The organism is Brenneria tiliae (assembly GCF_023347575.1).
GTDB lineage: Bacteria > Pseudomonadota > Gammaproteobacteria > Enterobacterales > Enterobacteriaceae > Brenneria > Brenneria corticis.
This window is the reverse complement of record NZ_JAKPCB010000101.1, coordinates 46,464-72,260: the sequence shown is the minus strand read 5'-3', so window position 1 is coordinate 72,260 and position 25,797 is coordinate 46,464. Positions and strand designations below refer to the sequence as shown.

25 protein-coding genes are annotated in these 25,797 nt (G+C 57.1%); 6 read left to right on the top strand and 19 right to left on the bottom strand.

Features of this window, described 5'->3' with window-relative positions; genetic code table 11:
• Positions 1–61 precede the first annotated feature (61 nt).
• The 4 genes from MFP24_RS17275 (at position 62) to MFP24_RS17260 (ending at position 4,442) form a co-directional block, all read left to right on the top strand.
• The gene (locus MFP24_RS17275; RefSeq protein WP_249231528.1) at positions 62–487 is read left to right on the top strand and encodes an organic hydroperoxide resistance protein; all 426 of its coding nucleotides are present in this window, start codon (positions 62–64) and stop codon (positions 485–487) included.
• A gap of 489 nt (positions 488–976) precedes the next feature.
• Positions 977–2,998 (top strand): formate-dependent uric acid utilization protein AegA, encoded by a 2,022-nt coding sequence (aegA, locus tag MFP24_RS17270; protein WP_249231527.1) that lies wholly within the window; start codon positions 977–979, stop codon positions 2,996–2,998.
• Complete coding sequence (locus MFP24_RS17265) at positions 2,998–3,531, top strand: 4Fe-4S dicluster domain-containing protein (RefSeq protein ID WP_249231526.1); 534 nt, start codon at positions 2,998–3,000, stop codon at positions 3,529–3,531. The genes aegA and MFP24_RS17265 overlap by 1 nt, the downstream gene beginning before the upstream one ends.
• Before the next feature lie 179 nt (positions 3,532–3,710).
• Positions 3,711–4,442 (top strand): 4'-phosphopantetheinyl transferase family protein, encoded by a 732-nt coding sequence (locus MFP24_RS17260; RefSeq protein ID WP_249231525.1) that lies wholly within the window; start codon positions 3,711–3,713, stop codon positions 4,440–4,442.
• A 41-nt stretch (positions 4,443–4,483) separates the two neighbouring features.
• Here MFP24_RS17260 and MFP24_RS17255 read toward each other — a convergent pair whose 3' ends face one another.
• The 4 genes from MFP24_RS17255 to MFP24_RS17240 all read right to left on the bottom strand — a co-directional run bounded on the left by MFP24_RS17255 (position 4,484) and on the right by MFP24_RS17240 (position 8,394).
• On the bottom strand, positions 4,484–5,821 hold the full coding sequence (locus tag MFP24_RS17255) for an NCS2 family permease (protein ID WP_249231524.1): 1,338 nt from the start codon (positions 5,819–5,821) through the stop codon (positions 4,484–4,486).
• Positions 5,822–5,941: 120 nt separating this feature from the next.
• Entirely contained in the window at positions 5,942–6,670 is a 729-nt protein-coding gene (locus MFP24_RS17250) for an amino acid ABC transporter permease (protein WP_249231523.1), read from the bottom strand.
• A 2-nt stretch (positions 6,671–6,672) separates the two neighbouring features.
• Positions 6,673–7,425 (bottom strand): amino acid ABC transporter permease, encoded by a 753-nt coding sequence (locus tag MFP24_RS17245; RefSeq protein ID WP_249231522.1) that lies wholly within the window; start codon positions 7,423–7,425, stop codon positions 6,673–6,675.
• Between the two features lie 132 nt (positions 7,426–7,557).
• Positions 7,558–8,394, bottom strand: a complete 837-nt coding sequence (locus MFP24_RS17240) for an ABC transporter substrate-binding protein (protein ID WP_249231521.1) — start codon at positions 8,392–8,394, stop codon at positions 7,558–7,560.
• A 269-nt stretch (positions 8,395–8,663) separates the two neighbouring features.
• Between MFP24_RS17240 and MFP24_RS17235 the strand changes: the two genes are divergently transcribed.
• Positions 8,664–9,173 (top strand): Lrp/AsnC family transcriptional regulator, encoded by a 510-nt coding sequence (locus MFP24_RS17235; protein WP_249231520.1) that lies wholly within the window; start codon positions 8,664–8,666, stop codon positions 9,171–9,173.
• Between the two features lie 230 nt (positions 9,174–9,403).
• Here the strand turns inward: MFP24_RS17235 and MFP24_RS17230 are convergent, their stop codons facing one another.
• On the bottom strand, positions 9,404–10,420 hold the full coding sequence (locus tag MFP24_RS17230) for a 1-aminocyclopropane-1-carboxylate deaminase (protein ID WP_249231519.1): 1,017 nt from the start codon (positions 10,418–10,420) through the stop codon (positions 9,404–9,406).
• A gap of 211 nt (positions 10,421–10,631) precedes the next feature.
• Complete coding sequence (locus tag MFP24_RS17225) at positions 10,632–11,117, bottom strand: Lrp/AsnC family transcriptional regulator (RefSeq protein WP_009115092.1); 486 nt, start codon at positions 11,115–11,117, stop codon at positions 10,632–10,634.
• 145 nt (positions 11,118–11,262) lie between these two features.
• On the opposite strand from MFP24_RS17225, the gene MFP24_RS17220 reads away from it, so the two are divergent.
• Positions 11,263–12,222: a DMT family transporter gene (locus MFP24_RS17220; protein WP_249231518.1), complete on the top strand. Its 960-nt coding sequence runs from the start codon at positions 11,263–11,265 to the stop codon at positions 12,220–12,222.
• A 41-nt stretch (positions 12,223–12,263) separates the two neighbouring features.
• On the opposite strand, the gene MFP24_RS17215 is transcribed toward MFP24_RS17220, so the two are convergent.
• The 13 genes from MFP24_RS17215 to pstS all read right to left on the bottom strand — a co-directional run bounded on the left by MFP24_RS17215 (position 12,264) and on the right by pstS (position 25,679).
• Complete coding sequence (locus MFP24_RS17215; RefSeq protein ID WP_249231517.1) at positions 12,264–13,193, bottom strand: LysR family transcriptional regulator; 930 nt, start codon at positions 13,191–13,193, stop codon at positions 12,264–12,266.
• Positions 13,194–13,207: 14 nt separating this feature from the next.
• Positions 13,208–14,644: a M20 family metallopeptidase gene (locus MFP24_RS17210; RefSeq protein WP_249231516.1), complete on the bottom strand. Its 1,437-nt coding sequence runs from the start codon at positions 14,642–14,644 to the stop codon at positions 13,208–13,210.
• A gap of 92 nt (positions 14,645–14,736) precedes the next feature.
• The gene (locus MFP24_RS17205) at positions 14,737–15,609 is read right to left on the bottom strand and encodes an ATP-binding cassette domain-containing protein (protein WP_249231515.1); all 873 of its coding nucleotides are present in this window, start codon (positions 15,607–15,609) and stop codon (positions 14,737–14,739) included.
• Positions 15,606–16,601, bottom strand: a complete 996-nt coding sequence (locus MFP24_RS17200) for an ABC transporter ATP-binding protein (RefSeq protein WP_249231514.1) — start codon at positions 16,599–16,601, stop codon at positions 15,606–15,608. Before MFP24_RS17200 ends, MFP24_RS17205 begins: the two co-directional genes overlap by 4 nt.
• Positions 16,602–16,611: 10 nt before the next feature.
• Entirely contained in the window at positions 16,612–17,544 is a 933-nt protein-coding gene (locus MFP24_RS17195) for an ABC transporter permease (protein ID WP_249231513.1), read from the bottom strand.
• Positions 17,545–17,553: 9 nt separating this feature from the next.
• Positions 17,554–18,471: an ABC transporter permease gene (locus tag MFP24_RS17190; protein WP_249231512.1), complete on the bottom strand. Its 918-nt coding sequence runs from the start codon at positions 18,469–18,471 to the stop codon at positions 17,554–17,556.
• Between the two features lie 58 nt (positions 18,472–18,529).
• Complete coding sequence (locus tag MFP24_RS17185; protein WP_249231511.1) at positions 18,530–20,062, bottom strand: ABC transporter substrate-binding protein; 1,533 nt, start codon at positions 20,060–20,062, stop codon at positions 18,530–18,532.
• A 277-nt stretch (positions 20,063–20,339) separates the two neighbouring features.
• Positions 20,340–20,678: a helix-turn-helix domain-containing protein gene (locus tag MFP24_RS17180; RefSeq protein WP_009115083.1), complete on the bottom strand. Its 339-nt coding sequence runs from the start codon at positions 20,676–20,678 to the stop codon at positions 20,340–20,342.
• Between the two features lie 336 nt (positions 20,679–21,014).
• A complete protein-coding gene (phoU, locus tag MFP24_RS17175; protein ID WP_249231510.1) occupies positions 21,015–21,746 on the bottom strand; it encodes a phosphate signaling complex protein PhoU in 732 nt (243 codons plus the stop codon).
• A gap of 14 nt (positions 21,747–21,760) precedes the next feature.
• Positions 21,761–22,537, bottom strand: coding sequence for a phosphate ABC transporter ATP-binding protein PstB (pstB, locus tag MFP24_RS17170; protein ID WP_009115080.1), 777 nt, complete (start codon positions 22,535–22,537; stop codon positions 21,761–21,763).
• Positions 22,538–22,587: 50 nt separating this feature from the next.
• A complete protein-coding gene (gene pstA / locus MFP24_RS17165) occupies positions 22,588–23,475 on the bottom strand; it encodes a phosphate ABC transporter permease PstA (RefSeq protein WP_009115079.1) in 888 nt (295 codons plus the stop codon).
• Positions 23,475–24,434 (bottom strand): phosphate ABC transporter permease PstC, encoded by a 960-nt coding sequence (gene pstC / locus MFP24_RS17160; RefSeq protein ID WP_249231509.1) that lies wholly within the window; start codon positions 24,432–24,434, stop codon positions 23,475–23,477. Before pstC ends, pstA begins: the two co-directional genes overlap by 1 nt.
• A gap of 204 nt (positions 24,435–24,638) precedes the next feature.
• On the bottom strand, positions 24,639–25,679 hold the full coding sequence (gene pstS / locus MFP24_RS17155) for a phosphate ABC transporter substrate-binding protein PstS (RefSeq protein WP_249231508.1): 1,041 nt from the start codon (positions 25,677–25,679) through the stop codon (positions 24,639–24,641).
• Between the last annotated feature and the right edge of the window lie 118 nt (positions 25,680–25,797).

Here is a 25,797-nt window from a genome sequence, read left to right as displayed (position 1 = left end):
CACATAGCGCGCCGTCATGGTCTATGCTTAATGGTGTTCTCGTAAACCACAGGAAAAAATTATGTCTATCGAAAAAGTTCTCTATGTTGCGCATGCTAAAGCTACCGGTGGGCGTGACGGCCGTGCGGTTTCCTCAGACAACCATCTTGACGTCAAGCTGGATGTGCCCAAAGAGCTGGGCGGCAACGGCGGTGAGGGGACAAACCCCGAACAGCTGTTTGCCGCGGGTTACTCCGCCTGTTTTCTTGGCGCGCTGAAGAGCGTGGCCTCAAGTGAGAAAGTCTCACTCCCTTCCGACACGTCAATCGAAGGCAGCGTCGGTATCGGCAAGATCGCCACCGGCTTCGGTATTGAAGTCGAGCTGAAAATCTCCGTTCCGGGCTTTGATAAAGCCAAGGCTGAAGAATTGGTGAAGAAAGCCCACGTTGTTTGCCCCTACTCGAATGCCACCCGCAACAATATTGACGTCACGCTGACGGTAATCTGATCCCTTGCGCCTGCCGTACGGCGCAATATCGTGCTCAATCAAACCGATAAATCGGATAAAAACAAGATGATACCTGGCATGGCTGTTACTTGAATGTAAAAACACAACCAACTGAATCGATTCAATATTTTTCACTGCGTTATTTTGCATTAACCGACTGGTTACATGTCCTACATCAAAGTAACAGCCCACCGGAATCATTAGGATGAGAAGCAATAAATGGGGGATATCCCCCAAATTAATTGGAGTAAGAGTAAAATGGGGATAGTTGTATTTTCTCCTGACGAGATCCATACCAACCCCTTCCAAACCATTTTCTGGGTGACCAGATAAAAAATCGAACGCCAAAAATCAGAGGCTATCGATGCGGATCTAAGCAACCGCTTACATTCGATGGATAACTGCGTCGCAACGACAAGCCTGTCCGGCTGCGTTGGGCTGAGCCGCCTCTGTGTTCTTTACAGGTAAATGGAGTCGGAAGAGGAAGTTATGAATAGATTCGTTATTGCAAATTCTCAGGATTGCATTGGTTGCCGCGCTTGCGAAATCGCCTGCGTTATTTCACATAACAACGATCAATATCCAACCAGCGCCGGGATGTTCCAGCCCAGAATAAAAGCGTTCAATACGCCAGGCCTGCGCTCCGCGGTCACCTGCCACCATTGTGAAGATGCGCCCTGCGCCAGCGCCTGCCCCACCCAGGCGCTGGTGCAGCACGACGACAGTATTCAAATCATCAAAGAAAAATGCATCGGTTGTAAAAACTGCGTACTGGCCTGCCCGTTTGGCGCCGTGTCCGTGGTGACGGACGCGGCCAATGACGCCGCGATGGCGCATAAATGCGATCTGTGCGCGGGCAGGCCGCAAGGGCAAGCCTGCGTTGAAGCCTGCCCGACCCAGGCGCTGCGCTTAATCAGCGAACAAACGCTGGAAAGCCGCCGCCGGGAAAAACAGCAAAGCATGGCGTTCCGCTCCGCCTCTCCCTGGCAACACGCCGCCCCGGCGCTTAAAGCCGCCGACAGCAATCCGCTGCGTAAACGAAAAAACTGGCCGCGTCTCGACGCCGAGAAAAAGCCGCTGCCGCGGCGCAAAACCACATTTGACGAAATTTACCACGGCTTTACGCCCCAACAGACGCAGGATCAGGCCGACCGCTGCCTCTCCTGCGGCAAACACTCCATCTGCGAGTGGACCTGCCCGCTGCATAACAATATTCCCGAGTTGCTGAGCCTGGCCAAACAGGGACGGATTCTGGACGCGGTTGAATTGTCGCACCGGACCAGCAGCCTGCCGGAAATCTGCGGCCGGGTATGCCCGCAGGATCGCTTATGCGAGGGCGCCTGTACGCTGGGCAAGGAGTACGGCGCGGTCACCGTCGGCAACATTGAGCGCTACATCACCGACACCGCGCTGGAAATGGGATGGACCCCCGATATGAGCCGCGTCAGGCCAAGCGGCAAACGGGCCGCCATTATCGGCGCCGGCCCGGCCGGACTGGCCTGTGCCGACGTGCTGACGCGCAACGGCGTTCAGGCCGTGGTGTTCGATCGCCACCCTGAAATTGGCGGGCTGCTGACGTTCGGCATCCCGCCTTTCAAGCTGGATAAACAGGTTTTAGCCCGCCGCCGGGAGATCTTCAGCGAGATGGGCATTGAATTTCGCCTGAATGCCGAAGTGGGCAAGGATATCTCCCTGACTCACATCCTGCAGGAGTTCGACAGCGTCTTTGTCGGGGTGGGAACCTATCGTCCGATGAAAGCCGGTCTGGAAAACGAAGACGCGCCGGGGGTATTCGCTGCGCTGCCTTTTCTGATTGCCAACACCAAACGCGTGATGGGATTACCCGAGCTGGAAGACGAGCCCTATATTTCAATGGCGGGCAAAAAAGTCGTGGTGCTGGGGGGCGGAGACACGGCGATGGACTGTCTGCGCACCTCGATCCGCCAGGGGGCGGTATCGGTTACCTGCGCCTATCGCCGCGATGAGGCCAATATGCCGGGTTCGAAAAAAGAGGTAAAAAACTCCCGCGAGGAAGGCGTTGATTTTATGTTCAACGTACAGCCGCAGGAAATTTGCCTGAATGAGCAGGGGGAGGTGATCGGCATCAAGCTGGTGCGTACGGAGCTGGGCACCCCCGATGCCAGCGGACGCCGTCGCCCCCGTCCCATCCCCGGCTCTGAATTTGTGCAACCCGCGGATGCCGTCATTATCGCCTTCGGCTTTCAGGCCCACAGCATGCCCTGGCTTGAAGAGGCGAACGTCAGCCTGGACAGATGGGGACATATTACCGCGCCGGCCGGCGGCCGCTTCCCCTGCCAGACCAACCATCCGCAGATTTTCGCCGGCGGCGACGCCGTACGCGGCGCCGATCTGGTGGTGACGGCGATCGCCGACGGCCGCAAAGCCGCCATGGGGATGCTGGAAATGATGAGATTAACATCCGCTACGTCTGCGGCCCCGGCAATATCGCCGACGGCCGATGTCGACGCATCTCCGGAGGAAACGCCGTGATGAATCAATTCGTTATCGCCGATGCGCAGAAGTGCATCGGCTGCCGGACCTGCGAAATAGCATGCGCGGTGGCCCACGCCGGCGGCGACAGCGCCAAAATGCGATCCACGCACTTTTTCCCGCGCTTAAAAGTGATAAAAAACGCCAGCGTCAGCGTACCCGTGCTCTGTCATCAGTGTGAGAACGCGCCCTGCGCCGCCGTCTGCCCGCAAGACGCGCTGGTGCGCGATCGCAACGGCATTCAGGTTATCCAGTCACGTTGCATCGGCTGCAAAAGCTGTGTGATTGCCTGCCCTTTTGGCGCGATTAATGTGGTCAGCAGGGAAAGCGGCCAGGAGGGCGAAACGCATACGACGCTGAGAAGTGAAGCGCACAAATGCGATTTGTGCGCCGGTGTCGCCGCCGGTCCTTCCTGCGTGCGCGTGTGTCCTACCGCGGCTCTGCGGCTGGTGACGTCAGACGACTTGCAGCGGCGAGTCCTTGAAAAGCAGTTGCGCTCGGCGCGGGGCAATGGGGACATTCGTTTACTGTAATCATCCATATGCCATTTTTCGATAAAAAATAGCATCCTGGAAGAAAGTTGTGATAAATGGATAATAATCGCCGATTTATCCATTTATTTTTCTTTAGTTCATATTTTAGTCTGATAATATGCATCTATAATACCTGTAAACATGGCTTAGATTCTTCATCGTCCTCACGGAGTGAACCCATGACCTGTCATTTCGTCAGGTGGACCAGCACGGAAACGCTTCCCGATCTACAAAGACTGCCGGACGAGCTTATTGCATCAACGCAAGGTTTTTCCGCCAAACGCCGCGAGCGTTATCTGAAAAGCCGGGCGCTGCTGGCTGAGATGATGTGCTATTTTCTCGGCTATCCGCAGCTGCCCACGCTGCTTGCCTCTGCGGACGGACGTCCCTATTTCGCCGATCCCAACCTGCCTAATTTCAGCCTGGGCTACGCCGGCAATACCATCGCCATTCTGATGAGCGAAGAAGGCGACGTCGGTATGGATATCGAGATAGTCAATATCAACACATCGCCCCATACCCCAACGCCGACCGCGGCGGAAAAAGCCTGGATCGAGGCGCAACTAGACCCCCTGGAGGCCGCCACTCAGCTGGGCACGATTCGCCAGTCGCTGATGAAAATTCCACGGTCGAACGGGTGCCGGGCGGAAAGTCTCAGGCTCCACCCGGCATCGGGACGCCTGCGCTCCGACTGCTTTCCAGCCGTTGAAGTCATGAGCGATATCGATGATTATCTCGCCTGGGCATGCGCGCACGTCCCGGCGCTTAACCGGCTGGTGATGTGGACATACGCTACGGGGTCGGGCATGAAGAAAACCGGGGAAATCGGGCGGCAACAGCGGCCGCCGCCGCGTTATATGAAACTGACCAGCCATAGCGCGGAAAAAGCGCCATCCGCGATATCGCAGTAGCAGGGGGGACGGTCGCCCCCCCCCCCCGGTTCACTCAAAGATCAGTGCGCGTCGATAAAAACGATTTTCAACAGGAACAGCAGCGCCACCACAATCACGCAGGGGCTGATTTCGCGCCAGCGTCCCGTCGCCAGCTTCATCACGCAGTAAGAAATAAAGCCCAGCGCGATCCCTTCGGTGATCGAGAAGCTGAACGGCATCATCACCGCGGTAATAAAGGCCGGGACGGCTTCGGTCAAATCATCCCATTTAACCCGCGCCAGGCTTGACGTCATTAGCACGCCAACGTAGATCAGCGCGCCTGCGGCGGCGTAAGCGGGCACCATCCCCGCCAGCGGCGACAGGAAAATAACCAGCAGGAATAACAGGCCGACAATCACCGCGGTCAGGCCGGTGCGCCCGCCGACGGAGACGCCGGAAGAACTTTCGATATAGGCGGTAACCGACGAGGTACCGAGAAAAGCCCCGGCGACGGAGCTGACGCTATCCACATACAGCGCCTGCTTCATGCGGGGGAATTTGCCGCGGGAATCGACCAGACCGGCCTTGTCCGTTACCCCAATCAGGGTCCCGGAAGAGTCGAACAGGTTGACCAGCATAAAGGAAAAAATCACCCCGGAAAGCCCCAGATTCAAGGCTCCCGCCAAATCAACCTGACCGACCACGGTGGTGACGCTCGGCGGCATGGAGAAAACGCCGCTAAACTTGACGTCGCCGAGCAGCAAGCCGATCGAGGTGGTCACCACAATTGAAATCAGCACCGCGGCGTGGATATGCCGTGAGGCGAGAGCCGCGATAATGAAGAAGCCCAGCGCGCCCAGCAAAACGCCGTGTGAGGTCAAATCCCCCACCGCGACCAGCGTCTCTGGATTGGAAACGATAATGCCGGCGTTCTTCAACCCCATCATGGCGATAAACAGCCCGATACCGCTGGCGATGCCCAGCCGCAGGCTCAGCGGAATATTGGCAATCATCCAGTAGCGGATCTGGAAAATGGTCAGCAACAGGAAACCGATTGCGCCCCAGAAAATCGCGCCCATGGCGACCTGCCATGAAAGCCCCATCGCCCCGACGACGACAAAAGCGAAAAAGGCGTTCAGCCCCATGGCCGGCGCCAGCGCCACGGGCAGGTTCGCCAACAACCCCATCAGGATGCTGCCGAACGCGGCGATCAAACAGGTGGTGACGAAAACGGCGCTGGTATCCATGCCCGCCACGCCCAAAATCTGCGGGTTGACGAACACGATGTACACCATGGTCAAAAAGGTGGTGAAGCCCGCTATCGTTTCCGTCCGCGCGGTGGTGCCGTGCTGTTTCAGTTTAAACACGCGCTCCAGCAGGCCTTGCTCGGCGGCATGGCCCGATTGTGATTTATTCATTGTCAGCGTTCCAAAGAGGGGATAATGGTTTTCGGGTATCCTATAACAAAATTGCGCGCATTAACGCTGATTCGCCGTTTTTTTCATTCCATAAGATGGCGGATATTGTCGTCCGAAGCATCAGGCCGGCCGGCTGCGCCGCCATAGCCATGAGCGTTTTAGCGGCTTTTCCTGGCGGCTGAAACGCTTGTTAAGCCCGTTCGCCAGCAGCTCCAGCGACAGGCAAAAAACAAAATAGACCAGCGCGACGAACAGGAAAACCTCCATGGGATAAACCATGCTGCGATTGTTCACCTGGGTGGCTAAAAATGTCAGTTCGCCCACCCCGACGATGTACGCCAGCGAAGTATCCTTAATCAGCGAAACCCACTGGTTGATAAAGGACGGCACCATCATCCTCAGCGCCTGCGGCAAAACAATATGCCACAGCACCCGCCAGCGATTGAAGCCCAGAGATAACCCGGCCTGCCACTGACCGCGGCCAATCGCCACGATCCCCGCCTTCACCCCATGCGCCAGATAAGCCGACGCAATCAGCGCCAGGGCGCAGACCACGGTGGTAATTTCAGGGATCTCGACGCCGAACAGAATGGGCAGCAGGAAGTAGGTCCAGAAAATCAGCATGATGACCGGGATGGCGCGGAAAAAGCCGAGAACCATCGCCAGCAGCGCCGCGCACCAGCCGCGGGACATCGCCAGCGCCACCCCGAGGAGGGTTCCCAGCACGGCGGAGGCAATCCCCGCCAGCAGGCTAATCACCAGCGTCAGCGCCGCGCCGCCCAGCGGGCCGTCCGGAAACTGGCCCCACATAAGGTAGCTGAAGTTGTCGTAAATAATGGTGAAATCCATTTTCAGCGCTCCCCGGCCTGGCTACGTTGCTGACGCCACATACCCCAGCCTTCCATCAGCGCAATCACCGCGATATACAGGAACGTCGCCACCCCGAACGCCTGAAAAGTGCGCAGGGTTTCGGTTTCCACCTGACGGGACGCATAAGAGAGTTCGGCCACGCCGATAGCCATCGCCAACGATGAGTTCTTGATAACGTTCATATACTGGCCCAGCAGCGGCGGCAGGGCGATTTTCAAGGCCTGCGGCAATACGATATAGCGCATGGATTGCCATCCCGTTAATCCCAGCGCCAGCGCCGCGTACTTTTGTCCGCGCGCCACGCCGCCGATACCGGCGCGGATTTCTTCGGCGATAAACGCGCTGGAATAGAGCGTCAGGCCGAACAGTCCGGCGAGAAACTCGAACGAGGGCCACACCACGCCCATTCCCAGCAGCGTGATGACGTGCGGCATATTAAGCCACTGCATCATCTCCGAGGGAAATAGCTGACCGGCGCCGAAGTACCAGAAAAAAAGCTGTATCAGCAACGGCGTATTACGGAATAGCGAGCTGTAAGCCATAACGGGCCAGCGCAGCAGGCGCAGTTGACTGTCACGCGCCGCCGCCAGCAGGAAGCCCAGCGACGTCGCCAGGATGATCGTACAGAGGGAAATCCATAACGTGACCAGAAAACCCTGCCACAGCCAGCCGAGGTATTGGGGAGCCAGCAGCCAGGCTTCGACGTATTGCAGTATCGTGTCGGTCAGTTTCATAGGTCACTAATGTTCATAAACGCCGCTTTTCATAAACAACAACGCCCCCTGCAAAGCAGAGGGCCGGGAGAATAGCCTGCCAAAATCCTGTTATACCCGCTGCATGGGTATAAGTGCAAATTATGGCGTTAATCAGGCTTTTGGCTGTTGATCCAGGGGGGCGAAAGTAAAGTCGCCGCGCGGCTGGGACGATTTCGTCTCCGGTCCGAACCAGCGGTCATAGATCGTTTTCGCCGCGCCCTGTTTTTCCAGGTTCAGCAGGGTTTCGTTGACCTTCTCCGTCAAACGTTCTTCACCTTTGGGAATACCCACGCCCTGGTACTCTTTGGTGATGCTGAAAGGCGAAATTTCGAACTCGGCTTTCTGGGCATCCGGTACGTTGGCCAGCAGGCCGACAAGTTTGGCATCATCCTGGGTGATGGCCTGCACATTACCGTTGCGCAGCGCGGCGAACGCCAGCGGCGTATCGTCGTAAGAGATCACTTTGGCGGTGGGATAATGCTCGCGCAGGGTGATTTCCTGTACCGTGCCTTTATCCGCGCCGATACGCAGCGCTTTAATGTCTTCCGGGGTTTTCAGCACGCCTTTGCGGGCGATGAATTTTTGTCCGGTGGCGAAATAAGGAATACTGAAGTTTACCTGCTTGGCGCGTTCATCGGTAATGGTGAAGTTTGCGGCGATCAGGTCCACCTTTTTGGAGCTTAACAGCGGAATACGGTTCGCCGGGTTAGTGGCGCGCAGTTCCACCTTCACCCCCAGCGCCTTACCGATTTCTTCGGCGATATCAACATCATAACCCACCAGCTTTTTGCTTTGCGGATCAACGAAACCGAACGGCGGATTGCTGTCGAATACCGCAATTTTAACCACGCCCGCCTTTTGAATATCATCCAGCTTATCCGCCTGCGCCATTCCGGAAACGGAAGCCAGACCCGCCAGCAACGTCAATGCCACGATACGATTCTTCATTCCCTGCCCCTAACCAGTTAACATATTGATTGTAGGCTAGCAGCGGGGCGAAAAAGCGCGAAATAACATAAACAGCTATAATATAACCTTATGTTACATGTGGTTTATAACGGCAGGCCGCCGGCCGCTAGTTTTCATTGCTTATCAAGACAGGTTTTTATAATTTTTCATCGGCCGTGAGCGATCTTTCCCTTATTTAATTGCCAAAAATACCTTAATGGCGCAATTATTATCCTAATGCGTTACCAGGCGCCCTGAGGAAACCCGCCATGAAAGCCAAATCCCCCATCGTCACCCCTCCCGCGGAGGAGAAGAAATCCTATGAGCTGGATCGCTTCGATACGGCCATCCTGCGCCTTTTGCAGGCGGACGCCTCGCTATCCAACGTGGCGCTGGCGGAAAAAGTCAATCTCAGCCCGCCGGCCTGTCTGCGCCGCGTTGAACGGCTGAAACAGATCGGCTTGATTAAACAGGTGGTGGCGCTGCTTGACCCGCAGGCGCTTAACGCCGGTCTGGTGGTATTAATCGGGGTGGTGCTGGATCGCTCGACGCCAAGCTCGTTTGAGGATTTCGAAGCGTCGGTGCAGCAGATCAGCGGCTGTATGGAGTGCCATGTGGTCACCGGCGAGTTCGATTATATTTTGAAGATCCGGACTAAAGATAATCAGAGCTTTAACCGGCTGCACGCCGAACAGCTGCTTTTTCTGCCCGGCGTGCGCCAGATCCGCTCCTTTATCGGGCTGCGGGAAGTGCTTTCCACCACCCAGCTGACGTTCTGAAGTGGAAATACACGCAGGTTGACGACAAAATCCTAACGGATCAAACCGTCATGACCTATATACCACCAGTGGTCATCCCCGCGGCAATCACCTCCGTCATCCCCGCGGAACTAGGCGGGGATCTGCTTGCGCCGGCGGCTCGGTGTTGCTGAGATCCCCGCTTTCGCGAGGATGACGACCGTAAGGCTACCTGGCTATCCAGAACCCACCGGCGGGCACAATACTGTCCGTCAGCCATTACGGAAAATATAGCTGTAGGCGCTCAGCGCCGGGGCGCCGCCCAGATGGGCGTAGAGCACTTTCGAGCCTTTGGGGAATTCACCGTTGCGGATCATACCGATCATCCCCTGCATGGATTTGCCTTCATACACCGGATCGGTCATCACCCCTTCCAGACGGGCGCACAAGCGAATGGCTTCCAGCGTGCCCTCGCTCGGCAGACCGTATTCCGGCCCGCCGTAGCGGGTATCCAGCACCACGTCTTCTTCGGTGATCTCCCGGCCCAGCTCCACCAGATTTGCCGTGTTCTGCGCAATACGCAGGATCTGCGCCTTGGTTTTTTCCGGTTTTGCCGACGCATCGATACCGATGACGTTGCGGGAGCGGCCGTCGGCGGCAAACCCGACCACCATGCCGGCCTGGGTGCTGCCGGTGACGGAACAGACCACGATGTAGTCAAACTTGAAGCCCAGCTCTTTTTCCTGCTGGCGAACTTCCTCGGCGAAACCGACGAAGCCCAGACCGCCGTAAGGGTGTTCGGAACAGCCGGCCGGGATCGGGTACGGTTTGCCGCCATTCTGCGACGCCTCTTCCATGGCGTTTTTCCAGCTTTCCCGGATGCCGATATCAAAACCGGCGGCATCCAGGCGGACATCCGCGCCCATAATGCGCGACAGCTCGATATTACCCACCCGGTCATACACCGCGTCGGCGTAATTTACCCAGTTTTCCTGCACCAGAATACATTTCATTCCCAGATGAGCGGCAACGGCGGCGACCTGACGCGTCTGGTTCGATTGAATGCCGCCGATGGAAACCAGCGTATCGCATCCCTGTTCCAAGGCCTCGGGAATAAGGTATTCCAGTTTACGGGTTTTATTGCCGCCAAACGCCAGACCGCTATTACAATCTTCGCGCTTGGCATATATTTCCACCTCTCCCCCTAAATATTCGCTGAGTCTTTTCATCGGCGTGATCGGGGAAGGGCCAAAAGTTAATGGATAACGTGGAAATTTCTCCAGATTCATAATAACGCTCCGCTAAATAATAAGGAATGGTAGCCGCAGGTTTTCAATATTCCATTGAGAAATACCGTCATCCCATAGCCACCATATTACCCATAAACGGATGAATTTAAATTGCTAAATTTATTAAAATTTATCCTTTAAATTTCACAAAACCAACAAAACACACCATTTAAATTAAAAAAACCGCCAAATAACAAAATAAAATTAACCACTACGGCAGCACCATCCCCTCCGGCGGCAGAGGCAGGGTGGTCTTATAGCGCACCTGCTTGAGCGCAAAGCTGGATCGGATATTGGCCACCCCGGGGATCCGGGTCAGATGGTTGAGGATAAAACTCTCTATCTCATTGATATTTTTAACCAACACCCGCAGAAGATAGTCCGCGTCCCCGGTCATCAGATAGCACTCCATCACTTCCGGACGCTCGGCGATGGCCTGTTCAAAGCGTTGCAGCACCTCTTCCACCTGGCGATCGAGGCTGACGTGGATAAACACGTTTACGTGCAGCCCAAGCCGCTGCGGCGAAAGCAGCGTGACCTGCTGGCGGATAAGCCCGAGCTCCTCCAGCGCTTTCACCCGGTTAAAACAGGGCGTGGTGGAAAGATTGACCGCTTTCGCCAATTCAGCATGGGTGACTTTGGCATTTTCCTGTAGCTTATTGAGAATGCTGATATCGGTTTTATCCAGTTTACGCATAAAAGAAAACCTTTCCTGTTAATTACCACTCAATGGGAAAAATCGCCCTGGCAACAAAAATATCGCCATTAATAAGGGAAAAATTTTCCGTCAGAAAAATAATAAACTGTATTTATCCAGTCATTGTCCGAAAAGAAAATATAAAATGATTTTTCCCTCATTAAGAAATAAGAAAATAGTCTGGCTGAAAGATAAATCGGCCGGCGCATTATCGCTGCGCCAGGCCGGGGGAATTATGCTGCTTTTGCTGGCGATCCTGATTTGGGGCGCCAACTGGCCGGTCATGAAGCTCGGACTGGACCATATTACGCCGCTGTGGTTCTCCGCGCTGCGTTTCACGCTGGGCGGACTCTGCCTGTTCCTTATCCAGATCGTCACCGGTACGCTGAAGCTGCCGCAACGCCGCGATATCCCCCTGCTATTCAGCGTCGGTCTGCTCCAGATGCTGACGTTCACCGCGCTGGGCGCCATCGCCATGGTGGCGATCCCCGCCGGTCGTTCCGCCATTCTGGCCTACACCACGCCATTATGGGTTCTGCCGGGCGCCATTCTGCTCTTCAGACAACGCGTAACCCGTCAGGAGCTGGTCGGCTCGCTGCTGGGAATTGCCGGGGTCGCCATGCTGTTTAACCCGCTGACGCTGGACTGGGCGGACAGCGACGCGCTGCACGCCAATGCCCTGCTGCTGATCGCCTCATTCTGCTGGGCCATCTGCATCCTGCATCTGCGCCACCACCGCGGCGCGTCCAGCGCCTACCATCTGGCGCCGTGGCAGATGCTGATCGCCGCCGTGCCGCTGATTATCATCGCCTGGTATAAAGAAGGGCCGTACACCGGGGATAACTCGCTGCGCCTGTGGGAAATATCGCTGTTCGTCGGCCCGCTCGCCACCGCTTTCTGTTTCTGCGCCGTCAATACCGCCAGCCAGTGGATCTCCAGCACCAGCATGGCGTCCTCCATGCTGGGCGTGCCGGTTGTCGGGCTGATGATCTCGATTCTATTGCTGAATGAGGCATTAACCCCGGGGCTGATTATTGGCGTTACCGCCATTATCGCCGGCATGCTGATCGTCACCCTGGCCAGGCCTTGCCCCGCGCAGCGCTGACCTCCCGGCGTTATTCGCCCGGCGCGCAATGCCGGGCCGCGTCACCCTAAAACCGCATACTCCCGGCGAAACTGCGCATCCTGTATCGTCAGCTCATCACGTAAAAACTCGACAAAATCTTTCAGCGCCGCGGTGGTCGCCTTGCCGACCTCGGCCTGGATCTGCAGGGTGCGCTGGCCCAGCTGCGCCATATTGATCGACTTCACCTGCAAACCGTCGCGGCGGGCGCTGTACAGCACGGAAAAATGGCTGCATATGACGATAGCGTCCGGCGTATCGAGCAAAAAGGCGTACAGGGTGGAGAAATGATTGCTGGTGAATACCGGATCGATGAAAACGCCGTTCATCCGGCATGAAAGATCAAAGAGCTGGCGCACCGTGGCCGCCTGGTCGGGCAGCACGATGGGGTAGGTATTCAGGTCGTCGAGCTGAAAATCCCTTGACGCCAGCGGGTGATCCGCTTTCATCACCGCCATAAAGGGCGCGGAAAAAGAGGCGATAACCTGAACGCCGTGCTCCGGCGCCAGGCTGAACTTCAGCGCCACATCGCATTCGCCGTTGCGAACCAGCTCGGGCACCTGTCTGGCGCTGCCCACCGTCAGCACAAAGTTGACCGCCGCATGCCGCTGTCTGAACTGCGCCATCAGGGTCGGCAGCAGATTAAAGCCGATGCCGTCGGTGCAGACCACGCGGATGGTGGTCTGGCGCGCCGATTGCAGCCCTTCTATTTCGGCGATCGCCAGCTCCATATCCGCCACGCTGCGCCGCACGTGATTTTCCAGAATATGCCCGGCGTCATTCAGTATCATGCCCCGGGCATGGCGCTCGAACAAGGGGACGCCCAGCCGGGCCTCCAGCCGCTGGATCTGCCTGCTGATGGCTGAAACGGCAACAAATAGCTGCTGGCTGGCGGCGCTCAGCGAGCCGCTATTGGCCACCGCCATAAAGTAACGAATTTCGTTGCTGTGCATCGGCCCTCCTGCGCTTATACCGTTTCCGCCGATTGAGATTTCTGTAGCTGTGAACGCTGGCGGACGATATCCGCGCCCTGTTCGGCCAGATCCCACAGCAAACCGGTCATGATTTTAAGGGCTTCCAGCGTCGTATCCGCCAGAATATGCTCATTGGGCGCGTGCTGCGAACAGGCCGGATAGGAGTGCGGCACCCACAGCGTCGGCAGGCCCAGCGTTTCCGAGAAGCAGGCGTTCGGCAACCCGCCGCCGAAGTTCGGCAGCACCGCGGCGCTGACGCCGGACGTGCGGGTTATCGACTCCTTCCCCCATTCCACCCACAAATCATTGGGATCGAGCCGGGTGGCGGCGTAATGGCTGACGGCGTTAACCATCTCCACGTCGGCGAATCCGTTGTCATCCAGATGACGGCGGATATGGCGGCCGAAGTTCGCCGCGTCGCTGCCCACCACGTAGCGCATATGGCAATGCGCATTGGCCCGCGGCGGAATGGCGTGGGCGGGCTTGTGCGGATTACCGGTGACGAACGCCAGCACGTCCAGCGTATTCCAGCCATAAAGTTTCTCCGCCGCCGTCAGCCCCGGCTCTCCCCATCCGGGATCGATAGCCGGGTCCGTCGCTCCGCCGCCCAGTTCGATATCCGCAAGAATATGACGCATGGTCGCGGATATCGCCGGCGGCCGCAGCCCCGGCACCAGAATACGGCCGCGGGCGTCCACCATGCCGGCAAGGGCATGGGCCAGACGGATGCCGGGGTTGCTCAACAGACCGCCCCAGTTGCCGGAATGGTGCGCCCCTTCGCGCGCCTCCACCCGCAGTTCAAAATTGAACACCCCGCGCGATCCCAGAAACAGGGTCGGACGGGCGGCGGATATTCGCGGCCCGTCCGAGGCGATAAACAGATCGGCGCTCAGCCAGTCGCGGTATTGCGCGCAAACCTCGTTCAGCCCCGGCGAGCCGTCCTCTTCCCCCATCTCCAGAATGATTTTCACGTTGTAGCCAAGATGGCCGTTGCGCGCCTTCAGCACCTGCTCCAGCGCCGCCAGGTTAATGGTGTGCTGCCCTTTGTTGTCGGCGGTGCCGCGCCCATACCAGCGGTTGCCGTCCTGTACCAGCTCCCACGGCGATAGCCCCTCCCGCCACTGGTCGTCATAGCCGCGCACCACGTCGCCGTGGCCGTAGGTCAGCAGCGTCAGCGCGGCTTCAGGCTCCATGCGCCGCGCCAGCAAAAAGGGGCCTTTGCCGCCGACCGGGTTCTCCACGATCAGATAGTCGAACCCCAACGCCTGCAACGCGGGTATCATCTCATCCGTCAGGTAGGACAGCAGAACGGGCCCGCTGTCGGCATTCTGGCTCTCCGTGCGGTATGCCACCCGGCGCGCCAGGGTTTGGGTAAATTCGCCGGAAGTAAAATAATCCACGGTTGCCTGGATACTCTTTTCACGCGTCATCGTTACTCTGTCCTCTGTTATCCGATATTCAGTGCCGACGGCAGGGCCCCGGCGGAACGGCTGCCTGTCGGCGCGTTATGCGTTCGTTGCGGTTACTGCGCCTCGATATCCGGAATGCCCAGCCCCGGCTCAGGCGTCAGCACCGACGCCAACAGCGATTTGGTATAAGGATGCCGCGGCGCGTGGAAAATCTGCTCGCGCGTGCCCTGTTCGACAATCGACCCTCTCTGCATTACCGCCACGTGGTCCACCAGATGCTCCACCACCGACAGGTTGTGGCTGATAAGCAGGTAGGTCAGGCCGAACTCCTGTTTAAGCGCCAGCAGCAGATTGAGGATCTGCGCCTGGACGGACACATCCAGCGCAGACGTCGGCTCGTCGCAGATCAGAATGTCGGGGCGCATAATCAGCGCCCGGGCGATCGCCACCCGCTGGCGCTGGCCGCCGGAAAGCTGGCCGGGATACTGGCTGTGCGTCCGGGCGGGCATGCCGACCACGTCCAGCATTTCCCGGACGCGCGCTTTGCGCTCATCGGGCGTGCCGATACCGTGCAGACGCAACGCCACCTCCACAATATCCGCGACGGTGCGTCGCGGGTTGAGCGACGAGTAGGGATCCTGAAAGATGGGCTGAATACGCGACGCCATCTCCTTGCGCTTGCCGGAGTCGATTTCACGACCTTCGATCAGCACGTTGCCGGAAGTCGGCGGCAGCAGGCCCAGCAGCATTTTGGCCAGCGTGCTTTTGCCGCATCCGGATTCCCCCACCAGCCCCAGCGTTTCTCCCCGCCGGATACGCAGGGAAACATCATTTACCGCCCGGATCTCGCCCGCGCGGGTAAACAGACCGCGATTAAGACGAAAAACCCGCGATAGGGAACACAGCTCCAGCGCGATATCATCATTGCCCGGAATATGCGTCGGCAACGCCGACGTCGCCGCACTATGGTTCAGGCTATGGCTCATGCGACCTCCGCATCCCGTACCGGCAGGGCCCGCAGGCAGCGCACCGCGTGCCGCTCCGTCACATCGACATACGGCGTTTCCTGGCGGCAGGCGTCGGTACAGTGGGAACAGCGATTACTGAACGCGCAGCCCTGCTGCACGCCGATCAGACTGGGCACCACGCCGGGGATCGCCTTTAGCGGCTGGCCCGGTATGGTCTTGCCCTGTATCGGAATGCAGTCGAGCAGGGCCTGGGTATAGGGGTGCTGCGGCTGGTTAAATAACGTCATCACCGGGGCGGTTTCCACAATCTGCCCGGCGTACATCACCGCCACCCGATCGGCGATACGCGCCACCACCCCCAAATCATGGGTGATGAAAATCACCGCCATGCCGAACTCCCGCTGCAGTTCGCGCAGCATGCGCAGGATCTGCGCCTGAATGGTGACGTCCAGCGCGGTGGTCGGTTCGTCGGCGATAATCAGCTCCGGCTCGCACATCAGCGCCATGGCGATCATAATGCGCTGGCGCAGGCCGCCGGAAAGCTGGTGGGGATACTGATTCAGACGCTCGGCGGCCATGGGGATGCCCACGCGCTCCATCAGATAAACCGCCCGTTCGCGGGCCTGCGCCAGGGAAACCCTGCGGTGCGCCAGGAGCGTTTCGCACAGTTGATTGCCCAGCGTGAACGAGGGATTCAGCGAGGTCATCGGCTCCTGAAAGATCATCGACATCTGGTCGCCGCGCAGCGCGGTAATGTCGCGCTTTTTCAGCGACTGCAACTCGGTGCCTTTGAAGAGCATATGGTCCGCGGTGCGCACCGCCTTGCGCGGCAGCAGATCCATCAGCGCCAGCGACGTCATCGACTTGCCGCAGCCGGACTCGCCCACCAGGCACAGCATTTCCCCGCGCCGTACCGAAAAATCCAGCCCGCGCACCGCATGCAGCGTACCGCGGGAGGTGGGGAGATCGACCCGCAGGTTTTTTACATCCAGCAAAATGTCGTTATTCATGGCCTTTTCCTCAGTTACGTCCGTCCAGCGCGGTAATATCGCGCAGGCCGTCTCCCACCAGATTGATCCCCAGCACCAGAACGGCCAGCACAATGCCGGGGATCAGGATGACCCAGGGTTGAAAGAACATGTACGCCTTGCCTTCCGCCACCATCAGCCCCCATGACGGCATCGGCGGCTGTACGCCCAGCCCGAGGAAAGAGAGCGTGGCCTCCAGCAGAATGGCGTGGGCGATTTCCAGCGTCGCCACCACCGTCAGCGGGCCGAGCAGATTGGGCAGGATTTCGCGCAGCATAATGAACAACGAGGAGGCGCCCAGCGTCTTGGCGGCGGCGATAAACTCCGCCTCGCGCAGCTGCCGGGTCACCGAGCGGGAGACAATCAGAAAGCGATCCCACAGCAGTAATCCCAGCAGCAGGATCACCACTTTCACCGAGCCGCCCACCAGCGAAGCGGTCGCCAGCGCCACCAGGATGATCGGCATGGACAGGCGGACCGTCAGGATATAGCTGACCAGCGCATCCACCCGCCCGCCGAAATAGCCGGCCAGCACCCCCAGCGTGATGCCGATAAACCCGGCCACCAGCACCGAAACCAGACCGATGGTCAACGACACCCTGGCCCCGAAGAGCAGCCGGCTCAGATAGTCGCGCCCCAGCTTGTCGGTGCCCAGAATATGTTCCCAACCGCCTTTTTCATGCCATACCGGCGGTATCAGACGCCGGCTCACATCCTGCGCGTAGGGATCGTGCGGGCTGATTAACGGCGCAAGGACGGCCGCCAGTACGATAACCGCCAGAATAGTCAGGCCGAGCGTCATGCTGTGATGGCCGAGAATGCTGCCGAGCCACTTGCGCCAGGGCGCGGGCTCCGCAATCAGCCCCGCTTCGGGCATCGGCGCCTTGGCCGCCAGCGCGGAAGAGAGTGATGAAGAGGTTTTCATGGAAGCTCCCTATGAGGTACGCAGACGCGGATCGAGCGCCGCATTAAGGACATCGGCCAGAAAGGTCAGCCCGATATAAAACACCGAGATAATCAGTACGATGGCCTGCACCACGGGAAAGTCGTTGCGGGAAATGGAATCCCACGCCAGTTGCCCCAGTCCCTGCAGGGCAAACACCGACTCAATCACCACCGAGCCGCCCAGCATAAAGCCCAGTTCCACCGTCGCCAGCGCCACCACCGGAATGATGGCGTTACGCAGACCGTGCTTGACGATGACCCGGAAGGCGCTCAGCCCCTTGGCCCGCGCGGTGCGGACATAGTCCGAGCCCAGCACGTCCAGCATGCCGGAGCGCGTCAGGCGCATCAGCGACGGCATGGCGTAATAGCCAAGGGCGATCGCCGGCAACACAAAGTTCCGCCAGCTGCCGTTCCCCGCCACCGGCAGCCATTTCAGCCCCACGGCGAAGACGACGATCAGCAGCAGGGCAAACCAGAAATTCGGCATCGCCTGTCCGATAACGGAAATAAAAACGGAACATCTGTCGATCCAGGTATCGCGGAATACCGCGGCCAGCACCCCGAGAGGGATCGCCACCACCAGCGCCAGCAGCAGGGAAACCGCCCCCAGCTTCAGCGTAATGGGCATTCTCTGGCCGACCAGTTCCATCACCGTATTTTCAAAGTAGAACGAGCGGCCGAAATCGAGATGCAGCGCCGACCACATCCACTGCGCGAACTGCGTGGTCAACGGCTGATCCAGCCCATACTGCACCCGAATACGCTCGACCACTTCGGCCGTGGCGTCCGGTCCGGCAATCGCCGCCGCCAGATCGCCGGAAAGATGCAGGAGAGAGAAACTGACGATCGCCACGGTAAACAGCACCGCCAGCGCCACGAGCAGCCGATGTAACATATAGATAATCATGAGCTGTTCCTCATTCTCACCGGATATCGGGGGGAATCGATAGATTCCCCAGGGCCTGTTACTTCCAGCTCGCCAGCGCGAAGCGCGGCAGCTCATCCGGCCAGCTGTCGAAGTTCAGGTCGGAGGTAAAGGCATAGTTGGTTGAATAGGAAAACAGCGGCGCCAGATACGCCTGGGAAGAAATCCGCCCCAGCACGTCGGCATACAGGGCGCTGCGCTGTTTGGTATCGATGGTTTCATCGGCCTTGGCCAGCAGGCCGGTGACCTCCGCGTCTTTCCAGATGTCATCCCCCTTGCCGCCGAAATAAGGGGTGACGAAAGCGGACGCATCGTTGATGGAATAAGAGCCCCAGGTCCGCACCGCCAGCGGCGCCTTGCCGGAAATCAGATCGGCCGCCAGCACCGAATGCTGCACATAATGCAGCCGGGCATTGATGCCGACCTTGCGCAGATCGCCGATGATGGCCTCGGCGTAGTCCCGTTCGCGATAGGCCCAGATATCGGTATCAAAACCGTTGGGATAGCCGGCCTCCGCCAGTAACCGTTTGGCTTTTTCCGGGTCGTACTCATACTTGATCACTTTGCTGGTGTTACAGGCGGCCTGAGCGGAGAAACAGGCGGAATAGACCGGCTGGCTGCCGCCGCGCACCAGATTATCCACCATTCCCTGGCGGTTGATGGCGTGGTTCACCGCCTGCCGGACGCGCAGATCCTTGAACGGCTCCCCGCCCGGCCCGCCGGCGTTGGTGTTCAGCGCCAGAAAGCCGATGCGCATGGTTTCGCCGCTTTTCACCGCGATATTCGGCATGGTTTCCAGCGAGGCGATCTGATCCGCCGGCACCCGCCAGATCCAGTCAACCTGACCGGTCATCAGTTGCGCCAGCCGGGTTTCCGGATCGCGGATCACCACAAACTGCAGCTTGCCGATTTTGGGTTGTCCAACCGGGCTTTCCTTAAAGTAAGCGGGATTTTTTTCCATGGCGACCCCCTGCGCCGGCGTCACGCTGGTGACCTTATAGGGGCCGGTGCCGATCGGGGCTTTACTGAAGCCGGCCAGCTTAACCTGCTGGTAGTATTTGGCGGGAAAGATCGGCGTCGGGCCGGACAAATATTCCAGCGCCGCCGGGAAAGGTTTTTTCAGATGCAGTTTTACCCTGTAGTCATCAACCTTTTCGGTTTCCTTTATCCAGTTGACGCTCTGCGGCATCACGGAATCGGTATTATCGCCGGCAATATTATTGAAGGTGTAAACCACGTCATCGGCGGTAAAATCATCGCCGTTATGGAATTTAATCCCTTTGCGCAAATGCAGAACCAGTATTTCCGGCGAGTCCCATTCCCACGAGGCGGCCAGCTGGGGTTCATATTCGCCGGTTTTGGGATCGCGATAAACCAGACGGTCCCACACCAGGTTGGAAATAATCACCCCTTCGCGCAGGGTATTATGATAAGGGCTGATATTCTCCACCTCGTTATCCGAGGCATACACCAGAGTATCGTTCTGTTTGCCCGCATAGCCGTATGAAGCACATCCCATCAGTAATGCAGATAAAGCGTATTGTTGTATCCGTCTTGCCAGGGAACGAGTCATGCTATTTCTCCACGCCGTTAATGAATAAACCATGCTGAATACCCACGGTGTAATCATTGCAAGAGTGAAGCCAATAGCGGGTTTATGACCTTACAGATTTTAGGTAAGTGATTTCTAAAAATGAGAAACCGTAGACGTGGCGTGCACTATTTTTGAATACTGCTGCTGAGAAATTAAGTTACATTTTTAGGATAAGTATTTCATCTAGATAATTAGCGCGCTAATAGTGCGCCAATGCTCTTTTTTTGCACTATTTAAAAGCAACAGCGCGAGCAAGCTATTCAATCACCAGTTTTACTCGCTTACCAATTTTTCCCGCCATTCCAACCAACGAATCAAGGGTAAACTTCTCTGTTTTTTGATTCACGACATCAGATATGCGCGGACGGGAAACATGCAAAACGTTTGCCGCCTCAGATTGGCGGTATCCTTGCGATTTTATCCAGGCAGCTATTGAAGCCATCAGCGCTTTCTTCATAGCCAAAGCCTGTTCAATTTCTTTATCGGACTCTGATAGCAATGCTTCCGCTTTCTCTGCGGAAAAGCCGAGATCTGAAAAAATATTATCGGTCGCCGCCGTGATATGGCGAGACTTAACGTCAATATGATTAGTCATTTTTCCTTTCTCCGCTCAGTGATTACCGCTTGATAACGTACCTTACCCCTCACGTATGTATAAAATTTTATACATCCTGCAAGGAAGCTCAATAAAAATCACCGTATTGAGAAAGGTGGAGTGGAACATTGGGATAGGAGTCGATAGATTCTGCAACAGTGAACCACGGAAACAGGTGGTATTGGAACCAAGCGGGGAAAAACAGCAGGCACGTACAACAACTCAACAACGGACAATCACCATACAATTCAACAACAAAACCACCACGGGGCGGTATATCCCTACCCATCCCCGTATTTTTCCTAAAACCAAGTAAAAGCAAACCTCGTTGGCAAACTACCCCTGTTTTTTAACCTCTTTCTCCACCAGCAGTTTTTCCAGCGCGTCGCCGCCCAGATGGCGGAAATCCTGACCTTTGACGAAATAGAAAATAAATTCGCAGATATTCTGGCAACGGTCGCCGATACGCTCGATGGAACGGGCGCAGAACAGCGCCGTCAGCACGCTGGGGATAGTGCGGGAGTCTTCCATCATATGCGTCATCAACTGGCGCACAATCCCTTCGTACTCCTTATCCACCTTTTTATCTTCACGATAGATACGCACCGCCTCATCCAGATCCATCCGGGCGAACGCATCCAGCACGTCGTGCAGCATTTGCACCGTGTGGCGCCCCAGCGACTCCAGGCTGACCAGCAGCGGCTGATGCTGATGAGAGAATTTTTCCAGCGCGGTGCGGCATATCTTGTCCGCCACGTCGCCGATGCGTTCCAGCTCGGAGATGGTTTTGATGATCGCCATCACCAGACGCAGGTCGCTGGCGGTGGGCTGGCGTTTGGCGATGATGCGTACGCAGGCCTCGTCAATCGTCACTTCCATCATGTTGACTTTGGCATCCCCTTCCACCACGCGCTGCGCCAGCGCGGCATCCTGGTTATGCATCGCGGTGATGGCGTCGGTCAGCTGCTGCTCCACCAGCCCGCCCATGGTCAACACCTGGGTGCGGATATGTTCCAGTTCGGCGTTGAACTGCCCGGAAATATGTTTGTTCAGATTCAGATTTTCCATGATGCTTCCCGTAATCAACCGTAGCGGCCGGTGATGTAATCTTCGGTCTGTTTCTGCCGTGGCGCAGTAAACAGGGTGTCGGTATCGCTGAATTCGATCAGTTCACCCAGATACATAAACGCCGTATGGTCCGAACAACGCGCGGCCTGCTGCATATTGTGGGTGACGATAACCACGGTGTAATCTTTTTTCAGCTCGGAAATCAGCTCTTCAATTCTGCCGGTGGAGATAGGATCCAGGGCGGAGCAGGGCTCATCCAGCAGCAGCACGTCGGGACGGATGGCGATGCCGCGCGCGATGCACAAGCGCTGCTGCTGACCGCCAGACAGGCTGTAACCGCTCTGGTGCAGCTTGTCTTTGGTTTCGTGCCACAGCGCCGCCTTGGTCAGCGCCCACTGCACCCGTTCATCCATATCCGCGCGCGATAATTTTTCAAACAAGCGTACGCCGAAAGCGATGTTGTCGTAAATGGACATCGGAAACGGCGTCGGCTTCTGGAAAACCATCCCAACCTTGGCCCTCAGCAGCGCGATATCCTGTTTATCGGTCAGGATATTATTGCCATCAAGCAGAATATCGCCTTCGGCGCGCTGCTCCGGATAGAGCTGATACATTTTATTCAGGGTACGCAGCAGCGTGGACTTGCCGCAGCCCGAAGGGCCGATAAAGGCGGTAACCTGATTGGCGGCAATATCCAGCGTGATATCCTTTAGCGCATGGAACTTCCCATAATAGAAATTCAGATTGCGAACCTGGATTTTACTGGTGGATGTCTCAGTAGCCATACTCATCAAGACTTCTCTCTTTTACACGGGCGCTGCAAGGCAACGCCTTAAAATTATTAGTGTTTCTTGGCGGAAAAAATAACCCGCGCCAGAATATTCAGCAGCAGAACGCACAGGGTAATCAGCAATACCCCCGCCCAGGCCAGCTGCTGCCACTCGACGAACGGACTCATGGCGAACTTGAATATGGTGACCGGCAGGTTGGCGATCGGGTGCATCAGGTCCGTGCTCCAGAACTGATTGGAGAGCGAGGTAAACAGCAGCGGCGCGGTCTCCCCGGCAATGCGCGCTATCGCCAGTAAAATCCCGGTCATAATGCCGGAAACCGAGGCTTTCAGCGTGATGGCGGAAATCATCTTCCATTTCGGGGTTCCCAGCGCATACGCCGCTTCGCGCAGGCTGTCCGGCACCAGCTTGAGCATATTTTCCGTGGTGCGGATAACAATGGGTATCTGCAACAATGCCAGCGCAATCACCCCGGCCCAGCCGGAGAAGTGCTGCATTTTCGCCACCACCAGGGTGTAGACGAACAGCCCGACCACGATGGACGGCGCGGAAAGCAGGATATCGTTAATAAAGCGAATCACTTCGGCGACCCATGATTTCCGCCCGTATTCCGCCAGATAGATACCGGCCATAATCCCCAGCGGCGTGCCCAATACCGTCGCCCACAGGATCAGCAGGCCGCTGCCGACGATGGCGTTCGCCAGCCCGCCGCCCGGGCTATTCGGCGGCGGCGTCATCTCGGTGAATAACGCCAGCGACATGCCGTCCATCCCTTTGCTGATGGTTGAAAACAGGATCCACACCAGCCAGAAAAGGCCGAACGCCATGGTGACCATGGATAAACACAGGGCTATGCGGTTTTTCTGACGCCGCCAGGCCTGCATTTTATGTCGCGAACGCGCCAGCGACGCTTGTTGTTCCGTGTTTAACGCAGCCATCAGCGCGTCCCCTCATTCTTTGTCAGACGCATAATCATCAACTTTGAGCACGCGAGAACAATAAAGGTAATCATAAACAGGATCAGCCCCAGCTCCATCAGGGCGGCGGTATGCAGGCCGGACTCCGCCTCGGCGAATTCATTGGCCAGCGCCGAGGTAATACTGTTGCCGGGCATATACAGCGATATGCTATCCAACTGATAGGTATTGCCGATAATAAAGGTCACCGCCATGGTTTCGCCCAGCGCGCGCCCCAGCCCCAGCATAATGCCGCCGATCACCCCGTTCTTGGTGTAAGGCAGAACGATATGCCAGATGACTTCCCAGGTGGTGCAGCCAATACCGTAGGCGGACTCTTTCATCATCACCGGCGTCTGTTCAAACACGTCGCGCATCACCGCCGCGATGTACGGAATAATCATGATGGCCAGAATCACCCCGGCGGCAAGAATGCCGATGCCAAACGCCGGACCGGAGAACAGCGCGCCGACAATCGGGATACCGGACAGCACGCTGCCTAACGGCTGCTGGAAATATTTGGCGAACAGCGGCGCGAAAACAAACAGCCCCCACATGCCGTAGACGATGCTGGGGATGGCGGCCAGCAGCTCGATGGCGACGCCCAGAGGACGCCGCAGCCAGCCCGGCGCCAGCTCGGTCAAAAACAGCGCGATGCCGAAACTGATCGGTATGGCGATAATCAGGGCGATCAGCGAGGTGACAATGGTGCCGTAGATCGGCACCAGGGCGCCGAACTGCTCGGCCGGCGCATCCCAGTCTTTGGTCCACAGAAAGGAAAAGCCAAATTTTTCGATGCTGGGCCAGGAAGCCACAATCAGGGAAACAATAATGCCCCCTAACAACAACAGCGTCACCAGCGCGGCCAGTTTCACCAGCGCGCCAAAAATGATATCGCCATGTTTCCCGGGGGCTTTGATAGTTGGCTTGTACTCAGCCATGCGTCTCTCTTCTCAATTTAACCGCGTTTGATACCAAAGTGCCGTTGGGGCAAAGAGATCTGGTGACCTCTTTGCCCCATTATCAATCCAGCAGCAACTTAGCTAACGGCCTTGCGATCAAACACAAGGAACCTGGTACGATTTTAGTACAATTATGCTTAATGCAATTGTTTTTAATACTAATTATCTTGATGCCGGTTATTTTTAATACAGTGCTTTACCGCTGCCGTCTTTGATATTGGCCTTCCAGGCGGCGCGGATCTGCTCTACCACTTCAGCGGGTAAAATAGCATAATCCAGCGCCGTTGCCTCATCGCCGCCTTTGGTATAAGCCCAGTCAAAGAACTTCAGCACTTCGGCGCCCAGCTCGGCTTTAGGCTGCTGTTTCTGCACCAGAATAAAGGTGGTTGAAGAGATCGGCCAGGCATCCTCGCCTTTCTGGTTGGTCAGATCCTGAGCGAAAGACGCGCTCCAGTCTGCGCCTTTGGCCGCATTACTGAAACTTTCCCCGGTCGGGCTGACGACTTTACCGTCCGCGGAAACCAGTTTGGTGTAGGCCAGATTATTCTGCTTGGCGTAGGCGTATTCAACGTAGCCAATGGAACCGGGCAGACGCTGAACGAACGCGGCAATCCCGTCGTTGCCTTTGCCGCCCAGACCGGTCGGCCAGTTAACCGTGGAGCCGGAACCGATTTTTTCCTTCCATTCCGCATTCACTTTCGCCAGGTAGCTGGTGAACACGAAAGAGGTGCCCGAACCATCGGCGCGACGCACCACCGCAATATCCTGATCCGGCAGCTTGGCGTTCGGGTTCAGTTTGGTGATGGCGGGATCGTTCCACTTCTTGATTTTACCCAGATAGATATCACCCAGCGTTTTACCGTCCAGCGTCAGATCGCCGGATTTGATGCCCGGAATGTTAACCGCCAGCACCACGCCGCCGATAACCGTCGGGAACTGGAATAAACCATCCTGCGCCAGCTTATCGTCGGACAGCGGCGCATCCGTCGCGCCGAAATCCACGGTCTTGGCGATAATCTGTTTTACGCCGCCTGACGATCCGATGCCCTGATAGTTGACTTTATTGCCGGTTTCTTTCTGATAGGTGTCGGCCCATTTGGCATAGACCGGCGCGGGAAACGTCGCTCCGGCGCCGGTGAGATTGACGGCGGCAAAGGTGGAAACCGCCGTCAGCGAAAACGCCGCCGCGGCGATACTGGCAATAGTGGTACGCATGATTTTCATAATCCCTCCTGTGGGATAGCAAAAATGTCGACCCGAAATCGTGATTAATCAGAGTGTAGTGTGCAGGAGGAAAAATAGGACAGTTGGGTGACAGTAAAATGTATGTAATGTGACAGTT

Bases quoted from the DNA above. Each gene is read 5' to 3' on its own strand.
- MFP24_RS17275 (WP_249231528.1), top strand. From the start codon at position 62: ATGTCTATCGAAAAAGTTCTCTATGTTGCGCATGCTAAAGCTACCGGT.
- aegA (WP_249231527.1), top strand. From the start codon at position 977: ATGAATAGATTCGTTATTGCAAATTCTCAGGATTGCATTGGTTGCCGC.
- MFP24_RS17265 (WP_249231526.1), top strand. From the start codon at position 2,998: ATGAATCAATTCGTTATCGCCGATGCGCAGAAGTGCATCGGCTGCCGG.
- MFP24_RS17260 (WP_249231525.1), top strand. From the start codon at position 3,711: ATGACCTGTCATTTCGTCAGGTGGACCAGCACGGAAACGCTTCCCGAT.
- MFP24_RS17255 (WP_249231524.1), bottom strand. From the start codon at position 5,821: ATGAATAAATCACAATCGGGCCATGCCGCCGAGCAAGGCCTGCTGGAG.
- MFP24_RS17250 (WP_249231523.1), bottom strand. From the start codon at position 6,670: ATGGATTTCACCATTATTTACGACAACTTCAGCTACCTTATGTGGGGC.
- MFP24_RS17245 (WP_249231522.1), bottom strand. From the start codon at position 7,425: ATGAAACTGACCGACACGATACTGCAATACGTCGAAGCCTGGCTGCTG.
- MFP24_RS17240 (WP_249231521.1), bottom strand. From the start codon at position 8,394: ATGAAGAATCGTATCGTGGCATTGACGTTGCTGGCGGGTCTGGCTTCC.
- MFP24_RS17235 (WP_249231520.1), top strand. From the start codon at position 8,664: ATGAAAGCCAAATCCCCCATCGTCACCCCTCCCGCGGAGGAGAAGAAA.
- MFP24_RS17230 (WP_249231519.1), bottom strand. From the start codon at position 10,420: ATGAATCTGGAGAAATTTCCACGTTATCCATTAACTTTTGGCCCTTCC.
- MFP24_RS17225 (WP_009115092.1), bottom strand. From the start codon at position 11,117: ATGCGTAAACTGGATAAAACCGATATCAGCATTCTCAATAAGCTACAG.
- MFP24_RS17220 (WP_249231518.1), top strand. From the start codon at position 11,263: ATGATTTTTCCCTCATTAAGAAATAAGAAAATAGTCTGGCTGAAAGAT.
- MFP24_RS17215 (WP_249231517.1), bottom strand. From the start codon at position 13,193: ATGCACAGCAACGAAATTCGTTACTTTATGGCGGTGGCCAATAGCGGC.
- MFP24_RS17210 (WP_249231516.1), bottom strand. From the start codon at position 14,644: ATGACGCGTGAAAAGAGTATCCAGGCAACCGTGGATTATTTTACTTCC.
- MFP24_RS17205 (WP_249231515.1), bottom strand. From the start codon at position 15,609: ATGAGCCATAGCCTGAACCATAGTGCGGCGACGTCGGCGTTGCCGACG.
- MFP24_RS17200 (WP_249231514.1), bottom strand. From the start codon at position 16,601: ATGAATAACGACATTTTGCTGGATGTAAAAAACCTGCGGGTCGATCTC.
- MFP24_RS17195 (WP_249231513.1), bottom strand. From the start codon at position 17,544: ATGAAAACCTCTTCATCACTCTCTTCCGCGCTGGCGGCCAAGGCGCCG.
- MFP24_RS17190 (WP_249231512.1), bottom strand. From the start codon at position 18,471: ATGATTATCTATATGTTACATCGGCTGCTCGTGGCGCTGGCGGTGCTG.
- MFP24_RS17185 (WP_249231511.1), bottom strand. From the start codon at position 20,062: ATGACTCGTTCCCTGGCAAGACGGATACAACAATACGCTTTATCTGCA.
- MFP24_RS17180 (WP_009115083.1), bottom strand. From the start codon at position 20,678: ATGACTAATCATATTGACGTTAAGTCTCGCCATATCACGGCGGCGACC.
- phoU (WP_249231510.1), bottom strand. From the start codon at position 21,746: ATGGAAAATCTGAATCTGAACAAACATATTTCCGGGCAGTTCAACGCC.
- pstB (WP_009115080.1), bottom strand. From the start codon at position 22,537: ATGAGTATGGCTACTGAGACATCCACCAGTAAAATCCAGGTTCGCAAT.
- pstA (WP_009115079.1), bottom strand. From the start codon at position 23,475: ATGGCTGCGTTAAACACGGAACAACAAGCGTCGCTGGCGCGTTCGCGA.
- pstC (WP_249231509.1), bottom strand. From the start codon at position 24,434: ATGGCTGAGTACAAGCCAACTATCAAAGCCCCCGGGAAACATGGCGAT.
- pstS (WP_249231508.1), bottom strand. From the start codon at position 25,679: ATGAAAATCATGCGTACCACTATTGCCAGTATCGCCGCGGCGGCGTTT.